We start from the raw sequence: 7989 nt of genomic DNA on the forward strand, positions 1-7989 counted from the left end.
CGAAAACGGCTTTACGATATTTGGCTGGGAACACTAAATGATATAGCAAAACACTTACATTATGGCTCTTATGGATGTATTCACTCATTTTTCTATTATACGCCGCGAGCGGCGGGGAATTAGACCCGAAGAGATTAAAAATCTGGATTCCTAATCCACACCAAGGAGATATCAGTAAAAGCTTGCTGGCTAAAATTTTACAACAAGCAAATATTAGTAGAGAAGAATGGGAAAAATTACGTTAAACAATTCTGTCTTGGAAAAGTTAAAAACTGTTCTCAATTGAGCAAGATGAAGATGGCAGAAAAGGGGTTTCTTTGAGAAACCCCTTTTCTGGACTGTCAATCTCTTGTCTCGATTAATTCGGGGACAAGTTCGGGAATAAAACCGGGTTCAGCTAAAGAACCAGTAACATGATGTTCAAAGACTTCTGCAGGGGGAAAAGTTTTCTTGACTTCCTGAGATTGCGGATCCGTAGAAGGTAGCCATTTAATTAGGGGTAAAGGTAGGAGAGTAGAGAGATTAGTAATCACTACCAATAACCAAAGGTTATCAAAATTAGTTTCGGTGACTCCCAACCAATGGGTTAATAAAGCGCCGATTTCTTGGGAAACTAATCCTGACATATTCCAGATAGACATTAATAAAGCGAATAGAGATGCTTCAATACCCACCGGACAAAGACGGGCCGATAAAATTAAGACGGGTAAAAAGGCAATTTGTCCCATGACGGTGAGGATGAGACTATCCCCCAAACTAAACCAATGATCGTCAATACCGAGCGCTCGATTAGTATGGGTAACTAAGAGTAGGGTAGTCATCCCTAAAAGTGCAGAAATCACCGTACTCCAACCCAAAATTAAACGAAAGGAAATCGCTTTTAAAAAGCGTTGATATACCCAGATGCCCAGGATCGAGGCTAAACTGGTGACTAAGCGCACTCGTCCTAAAAATTCTGGTTCAAATCCTAACTCGTTGGTGGTGAAGTAAAAAAAGGCAGAATCGGCGCTAGGAGTAGCCTGCCAGATAAAAATAAAGGCAGTGGGTAATAAAATTGATTTTTGTCTAATGGCTGACCATAATTGCCCGATTTGCTCCTTGACTTTGGGCGTTGATTGTGCATCATTGTTATTCTTGATTTTTTCCTCTGTAATTAAAAACGCCATGGCTGAGGCAATCAGGGGAAAAATAGCCGTAAGAGCGAAGACAGGACGAGTGCCGAGGTGTGCCAGTAACCAACCTCCCAGATAAGCCGTAATTAAGCCGCCTAACGCCGATATTCCCCAAGTTAAGGACTGTAGAGAACCGGATTGAGTGAAGGACTCTCTGCGGGCCCTTTCTACTACCAAAGAATCGACGATGACATCACTAATGGTGACAGAAAGGGAACCAAGCAGGATCGCCGCCGCCGCTTGCCAAGCATTCTCCACCACAGTGGCTAGGGCCAACCAAGCTAAAACCCCGATAATTCCCGATAAAATTAGGTAGGGCCGACGACGATAGCCGAAAATAGGCAAACCATCCGAAAGAAAGCCAAAAGCTGGTTTAATCACCCAAGGAATCGCCGCCACTCCGATTAATGCCCCCATCTGGGAGGGACTCAAGGCCAAATCGTCTTTTAAAAAGAAGCTAACCGCTAATCGGGAGAGTCCGAGAATGCCCTGCACGAAATAAACCCCTAAAATGCCAATTAATTCGGGATTAGGGTCATTTCCGAACAAGATACTCTCTTTAAGGAATTTTTTCCCGCGATCAATGCCAAGGCGATTAATAAGCATGAAGTTTCATAAATATTTGTTACTGTCTCTATAATAATGATTGAGCGCTCGATCGGTGCGTTAGCTGTTAGGGTTTAACTGTTGAGCTTTAGGTTTTGGCGGTTGGGTATTGCGTTTTAGGGTTTTAGTTGAATTTCCCTGCTCCGGCGCTCCCCACTTCCCTATTCCCAATCGGCATAACAGGCTCATTGTCATTTTATCGGGAAATTTTCTTGCGATCGCTCTGTTAATAGACAGAAAGATTCTTAAAAAAATGTGTATTTGGTGTGATATGCGGAAACTTTCCGTATGATCCTCAGTTAGGTTTACCAACAAAGGCTGGAGATGAAAAAAGTTCTAAACGTAGGTGGCAACAGCAAGGCGATTCCGCTTCCGCCCCAATATTCAGAATTTGAACACTTGCTGCTCGATATTGACCCGAAAGGTTCACCAGATATTGTGTGCGATGCGCGTAATCTTACCACCCTTGAAAGTGGTCAGTTTGATGCTGTTTACTGCTCACATAACCTTGAACACTACTACCGACACGATGTACAGAGAGTCCTAGCTGGGTTCCTACACGTACTTAAGGACGGCGGTTTTGCACATATTCGGGTTCCGGACATCCAGGAACTGATGCGGATCACAATTGACAGGGGTTTAGATATTGATGATGTCCTGTATCAATCACCGGCAGGGCCAATTATGGTTCTAGATGTCCTTTACGGTTATAGCGTTGAAATCGAGCGCAGTAAAAAAGACTTTTTTGCTCATAAGACCGGTTTTACACATAAATCGTTGTTGAAAGCCTTGCAAAAGGCTGGCTTCTCAAAGATATATATTGCTGCTGGCAATCTTGAAGTGTCTGCTTTGGCATTCAAAGTGGCGCCAGATCATGATACACAATTACTATTTAGCCTCCCTCCTGACTAGGGCTTGCTGAATAATGGTAAAACCCTTTTAAAATAAGGCTTTTGACCTGTTAAAATCCGATGTTAGTGGCATAAAACAGGATTGGGAATTTCAAAAACCTGGCATTATCCTTTTTTTTAGTACGCAAACTGGTACAAAAAAGGAGGGCAACAAAGCCTGAAACTCCTACCTCGCAGCCTCGGAGCCTTCTACCTGAACCCACCCTAGGCCTTTTTCAGCAAACCCTACCTACACTTTCAGGTACTGACCACTGTAGCTTGTCCTTTAGCCACGGTAGCTAAAATAGCTAAAACTTGAGGTGTTATACTAAATCCAGTTATTAAAAACTGATTATTTATTCCCCCTTTTGCCTTTTGCCCCTCTTTTATAAGTAGCCTATACTCAACGGATTTAGTATTAGAGGTTTGAGATTAGCTAAACGCTTGGATGGTGCTTGCAAAACAATTACCCCAATATCAAACCGCCGTTTCCTGATTACACAAGAGGCTTGACATCCTCACCGCCGTAAACGGACGGTGAGGATGTCAATGCTATTCTTCTTCCTTCCACGCATAAACGAGAAGGGAAAACCGCGAAAGCCTTCAATTTTTGGGGATTGTAACATAAGTGATTACCCCAGATTTTCAGTGATTAAATCTAGTTTATCTCAACCCCAGAAAACACCTCAATTAACGACAGAGTAGCACCATGGCGATACCGATACCCAAACTTAAACCGACCAGCACCTGAAAAGGAGTATGACCAATTAATTCCTTTAAACGTTCCTCGTTAAATTCCTTGCCCTCCTGGAACATTTCATCGATAATTTGATTGAGAATCCGGGCCTGTTTTCCTGCTGCCTGACGCACTCCGGCCGCATCATACATAACAATAACCGCAAAAAGCGCAGCGATTGCAAATTCGGCACTAGACCAACCCATCTGTAATCCTACCCCAGTAGCCAAGGCCCCCACCAGCGCCGAGTGAGCGCTAGGCATTCCCCCCGACGAGACTAGATAGCGCAGACTCACCTTACCATCGCGGATTAACTCAATCAGCGCTTTTAGTCCCTGGGCAGTGAAACAAGCTAAAAGAGAGACTAGCAGTATTTGATTGTGTAACACCTGCTCGAAGTCCTGCATAATCTCATTCGTTTAATTTAATTTTTACGATTAACAATATACTCAGCGATGGCCCGTAAAGGTTCGGCGGCCTCATCGTAGCCACTCAATTCATTGATGGCACTATCTATTAACTGTTGAGCTTGCTGGCGGGACCCTTCTATCCCCCAGAGACTAGGATAGGTGGCTTTTTGTGCCTGTAGATCCTTACCGGCGGTTTTACCCAATTCCTCCTTTGTCGCCGTGATATCGAGAACATCATCGATAATTTGGAAAGCCAAGCCAATATTTTGGGCATAACGGGCTAATTTAGCTATATCTTCCCCTTTTGCCCCCGCTAAAACTGCCCCCGACACCACAGAAGTCTCCAACAGGGCGCCGGTTTTCTGAGTATGGATAAAACTGAGAGTTTCTGCCGAAATATCCGGTTTTCCTTCGGATTCCAAGTCTAAAACCTGACCTCCCACCAAACCCGCTGCCCCGACCGTGCGACCTAAACGGGCAATTACCTCTAAAATCTGTAGGGGAGGTACATTACGAGTCTGGGTAGCCACATACTCGAAAGCGTAGGCCAGGAGACCATCCCCAGCTAAAATAGCGATATCTTCGCCGAAAACCTTATGGTTGGTTAATTTCCCGCGTCGGTAATCATCGTTATCCATGGCGGGCAAATCGTCATGAATTAATGACATAGTGTGAATCATTTCTAGGGCGCAAGCGGTGGGTAAAGCCATCTCTAGGGAACCCCCCATCAATTCACAGGTAGCCAGACATAAAATCGGCCGCAGACGTTTGCCACCAGCGAGGAGAGAATAGCGCATCGCCTCGTAGATTTTGGCGGGATTGCCGATAACTAAAGAGCTATCTAAAGCTGACTCGACAATCAACCGCTTTTCCTCCAGATAGGAAGCCAGAGAAAAGTTCTCGTTTTTCCTCACTTCTACTCCTCGTTCGCCCCTAGTAACCATGTCTTTTTGTCTTGAACCGACTGCTTTTAAAACTATATCAGGAAACTCCACCTCGATCAGAATTAAACTGACTGCTCCCTTGTCCCCTAAGCTGTTGACTGTCTAAATTACGCCTTCAGACTACATGGCAGCGCCGCAGTTGCTATTCCGAACATTTGTACTAAAAACTCCCAGACCGAGAGAGGTCCTTTTTTTAGATGCCTATTTTCTCTTTTAACCTGAAAAAATACCTCCCTCAGTCCAGAGACTAACAAAAAACGGGCGATATAATTGAATTTCGCCGCAATTATCATCGGAGATGCTGAAGTTTTGATGATTCGGTCAAACTTCCGTTTTCTTAGCTTGCGGTTGAGAAATTTCTCGATTAGCCTAGAAGTAGGATTATCCTAGGAATATATTGTATGCTGCCAGGGCAAATTTTAGGCGATCGATACCAAATTCAAAGTCAGTTAGGTAAACAAACCGGAAGACGCACGTTTCTGTCCCAAGATCTAAAAACGGGCGCTACTGTTGTCGTCAAATTATTAATCTTCAGTCCCGATTTTGAATGGACAGATTTAAAACTTTTTGAACGGGAGGCCGAAACTCTTAAACATCTAGATTGTCGCTCGATTCCTGAATATATCGACTATTTTGAAGTTCGCACCGATACCTATCAAGGTTTTGCCCTTGTTCAGAGTTATATCGAGGCTAAATCTCTCAAGGAACAGATAGAAAATGGCCGCAAATTTAGTGAATCAGACCTGCAAGAATTAGCTAAATCTATCCTAGGTATTTTAATTTATCTTCATGGACTTAACCCGCCAATTATCCACCGGGATTTGAAACCTAGTAATATTTTACTAAAAGATCGATCGGGTCATAGTATCGGCAATGTTTATTTAATTGATTTTGGTTCTGTCCAGAGTGTTGCTCAACAGGAACAGGCCACTTTAACTATTGTCGGAACCTACGGTTATATGCCCCCCGAACAATTTGGTGGTCGCACTGTTGCCGCTTCTGATTTATACAGTTTAGGAGCCACTTTAATCTATCTAGCTACAGGTATTCATCCCGCCGATTTACCCCAAAAAGATGGCAAGATTCAATTAAATAATTTAGCCAATTTAAGCCCTGCTTTTGTTCATTGGTTAGGGCAGTTAATTGAACCTAGTCTCGAAAAAAGGTTTGTTTCAGCACAGGCGGCAAATCAAGCTTTAAATACTCTCCACGAAATGCAATTAACTTCCTCTAACCTTGAAAAACCCGCAGGGAGTCGGGTACAGTTGCAAAAAAATGAGGAGAAAATTAAAATATCTTTACCTCCCGAAGGTTTTACCCCTAAATTAATTTATCTTGGCACCTTTGCCATCGCTTGGAATGCTTTTTTATTAGTATGGACAGGAGGAGCCGTTTCTATTCCTCTGTGGATGAGTTGGTTTTTTCTGCTCTTTTCCTTGCCCTTTTGGTATGTGGGTTTAGGAATGCTTTACCAGATTATTTATTGTCTCAAAGGGGAGGAAATTATCACTATTGATAGTCAAGAAATTATTGCCATTCAGCGAATTTTTGGTTTTACACTTCCAGGCAAAAAGAAAATGGCAAGGCAACATATTAATAAACTGGTGAAAGCTGATAGTTATCATACCAAAGATGGTGATGGTGATCAAGTTTATGTGCCGATGGCTTTAACTATTTGGGCGGGGACTAAAGAATATACTATTAGCAGTAAGATAAAAGCCTATCTGAGTAAACCCGAAATTGAATGGTTAGCAGCGGAATTGAGCCAATGGTTAGGAATACCAATTACTAATAAGTAGCTGGTTACAATCAGCTTTTTTCTCCCTTCTCCCCACTCCCCCACTGATTACTGATTACTGATAACTGAAAAATCTCCCCACTTTCCCACTTCCCACCCCCTGATATGGACGAACTGTGTGTGATCGGTGTAAAATTTTATGAAGAGTCGGTGCTTTTTTCTCCCTTTTCCTGAGAAATGCCCCAGAGCTAGTGACTAAGATCAACATTGTGTCATCCCATCGATAATTAAGTTTATGAACGCCACTATTACCGTAGAAAAACGCAAATTAGAAAAACCCCCTTTAGAACTGCATTATCTCGGCGATCGAGTCTTGCGTCAACCGGCCAAGCGGATTGCTAAAGTCGATGACAGCATTCGCCAATTAGCCAGAGAAATGCTGCAAACTATGTATAGTTCCAATGGTATCGGTTTAGCGGCTCCGCAAGTGGCAGTCAATAAACAGTTGATTGTCATCGATTGTGAACCCGATAAACCAGAAAATCCGCCCCTAATTCTGATTAATCCCCAAATTATCGGTTATAGTCGGGAATTGTGCAAAGCGGAAGAGGGTTGTTTGAGTATTCCCGATGTGTTTTTAGATGTCATCCGTCCCCAAGCGATCGAAGTGAGTTATAAAGATGAACAGGGGAAACCACGAAAACTGCAAGCTAACGGTTTACTAGCGCGGGTAATTCAACACGAAATGGACCATCTTAATGGTGTCATGTTCGTGGACAGAGTAGATAACGATTTGGCACTCAATGAAGAATTAAAAAAACACGGTTTTTCCGTGCAAGCGGTGAAACCGGTCGAGAAAGTGACAAAATAAAGGCATTAGTTAATTTAGGTGAGGAGTGAAGATGACCCCGAAAAGCGGCGTTTTATTGTTATTATCCTGTATTGCAGCAATCGCTGGTGTGGGTTGTGTCTTTGAAATTAGTTCGGGAGAACCGGATTTAGGCAATACCACCACTGGCCTAATTCTAGCGGCAAGCATACCATTAACAGCCCTATTTTTTTGGGCGGCGGTTAAAGACACGAGAGCCAATTACAAATAGAATAAATTCCCCTCGGTTATCTAAAAATTGGCATAATTTTCACGAGCAGAAGAGAGAATTTATTTCTCTCTTTTGTCTGTTTTAATTACAGGATAAATTGTCAGAAAAAGTTACTACTTTTGAGGCTTTTATCATCTTTTATGACAATCAATTATATCCCGACCTCTGAAAATCTGATTAGGTAAGATGGTTCTTCCGAACTTACCATGTAAAATCAACTAGCAAAATGCCAATTTAATAAACATCTAAGACGAAAGTTTTTAAAGTTTCTAAATCCATAGCCTCTCCTTTTAATCACCTTCAGTTTATTATTAATTCCTTCCACTGTTCCCTGGGTTGTTCGGTTATCAAAATAGGCAGTTATTTCGTCAATCCACCGCCGAATTGTCTGGC

9 protein-coding genes and 1 pseudogene are annotated in these 7989 nt (G+C 42.6%); 5 read left to right on the forward strand and 5 right to left on the reverse strand.

The annotated features are described in order from the left end of the window. Positions 1-88: pseudogene (locus IM462_RS09290) on the reverse strand (IS200/IS605 family transposase); the annotation flags it as partial. Between IM462_RS09290 and IM462_RS09295 the strand changes: the two are divergent. Further along, complete coding sequence (locus tag IM462_RS09295; RefSeq protein ID WP_287704506.1) at positions 75-245, forward strand: type II toxin-antitoxin system HicA family toxin; 171 nt, start codon at positions 75-77, stop codon at positions 243-245. The pseudogene IM462_RS09290 and the gene IM462_RS09295 overlap by 14 nt on opposite strands. A 96-nt stretch (positions 246-341) precedes the next feature. Here the strand turns inward: IM462_RS09295 and IM462_RS09300 are convergent, their stop codons facing one another. Then, a complete protein-coding gene (locus tag IM462_RS09300) occupies positions 342-1778 on the reverse strand; it encodes a folate/biopterin family MFS transporter (RefSeq protein ID WP_069475113.1) in 1437 nt (478 codons plus the stop codon). Positions 1779-2102: 324 nt separating this feature from the next. On the opposite strand from IM462_RS09300, the gene IM462_RS09305 reads away from it, so the two are divergent. Then, positions 2103-2690, forward strand: coding sequence for a class I SAM-dependent methyltransferase (locus IM462_RS09305; RefSeq protein ID WP_287704509.1), 588 nt, complete (start codon positions 2103-2105; stop codon positions 2688-2690). A gap of 668 nt (positions 2691-3358) precedes the next feature. Here the strand turns inward: IM462_RS09305 and IM462_RS09310 are convergent. Further along, positions 3359-3811: a divergent PAP2 family protein gene (locus IM462_RS09310; protein ID WP_002791259.1), complete on the reverse strand. Its 453-nt coding sequence runs from the start codon at positions 3809-3811 to the stop codon at positions 3359-3361. 17 nt (positions 3812-3828) lie between these two features. Next, entirely contained in the window at positions 3829-4758 is a 930-nt protein-coding gene (crtE, locus tag IM462_RS09315) for a geranylgeranyl diphosphate synthase CrtE (RefSeq protein ID WP_287704512.1), read from the reverse strand. Between the two features lie 401 nt (positions 4759-5159). On the opposite strand from crtE, the gene IM462_RS09320 reads away from it, so the two are divergent. The 3 genes from IM462_RS09320 to IM462_RS09330 all read left to right on the forward strand — a co-directional run bounded on the left by IM462_RS09320 (position 5160) and on the right by IM462_RS09330 (position 7596). Beyond that, entirely contained in the window at positions 5160-6557 is a 1398-nt protein-coding gene (locus IM462_RS09320; protein WP_287704514.1) for a serine/threonine protein kinase, read from the forward strand. Between the two features lie 234 nt (positions 6558-6791). Continuing rightward, a complete protein-coding gene (gene def / locus IM462_RS09325) occupies positions 6792-7367 on the forward strand; it encodes a peptide deformylase (RefSeq protein ID WP_287704516.1) in 576 nt (191 codons plus the stop codon). 31 nt (positions 7368-7398) lie between these two features. Beyond that, complete coding sequence (locus IM462_RS09330; RefSeq protein WP_008203353.1) at positions 7399-7596, forward strand: hypothetical protein; 198 nt, start codon at positions 7399-7401, stop codon at positions 7594-7596. Between the two features lie 214 nt (positions 7597-7810). Here the strand turns inward: IM462_RS09330 and IM462_RS09335 are convergent. Then, positions 7811-7989, reverse strand: a 179-nt coding sequence (locus tag IM462_RS09335; protein ID WP_287704519.1) for a transposase, incomplete at its 5' end; no start/stop codon positions are given.

Origin of the sequence: Microcystis sp. M144S2, assembly GCF_020246065.1 — a bacterium.
GTDB lineage: Bacteria > Cyanobacteriota > Cyanobacteriia > Cyanobacteriales > Microcystaceae > Microcystis > Microcystis ichthyoblabe_A.

What these genes read in the sequence shown, in the direction of transcription:
- def (WP_287704516.1), top strand. Translation starts at nt 6,792, where the DNA reads ATGAACGCCACTATTACCGTAGAAAAACGCAAATTAGAAAAACCCCCT.
- IM462_RS09320 (WP_287704514.1), top strand. Translation starts at nt 5,160, where the DNA reads ATGCTGCCAGGGCAAATTTTAGGCGATCGATACCAAATTCAAAGTCAG.
- IM462_RS09310 (WP_002791259.1), bottom strand. Translation starts at nt 3,811, where the DNA reads ATGCAGGACTTCGAGCAGGTGTTACACAATCAAATACTGCTAGTCTCT.
- IM462_RS09305 (WP_287704509.1), top strand. Translation starts at nt 2,103, where the DNA reads ATGAAAAAAGTTCTAAACGTAGGTGGCAACAGCAAGGCGATTCCGCTT.
- crtE (WP_287704512.1), bottom strand. Translation starts at nt 4,758, where the DNA reads ATGGTTACTAGGGGCGAACGAGGAGTAGAAGTGAGGAAAAACGAGAAC.
- IM462_RS09330 (WP_008203353.1), top strand. Translation starts at nt 7,399, where the DNA reads ATGACCCCGAAAAGCGGCGTTTTATTGTTATTATCCTGTATTGCAGCA.
- IM462_RS09295 (WP_287704506.1), top strand. Translation starts at nt 75, where the DNA reads ATGTATTCACTCATTTTTCTATTATACGCCGCGAGCGGCGGGGAATTA.
- IM462_RS09300 (WP_069475113.1), bottom strand. Translation starts at nt 1,778, where the DNA reads ATGCTTATTAATCGCCTTGGCATTGATCGCGGGAAAAAATTCCTTAAA.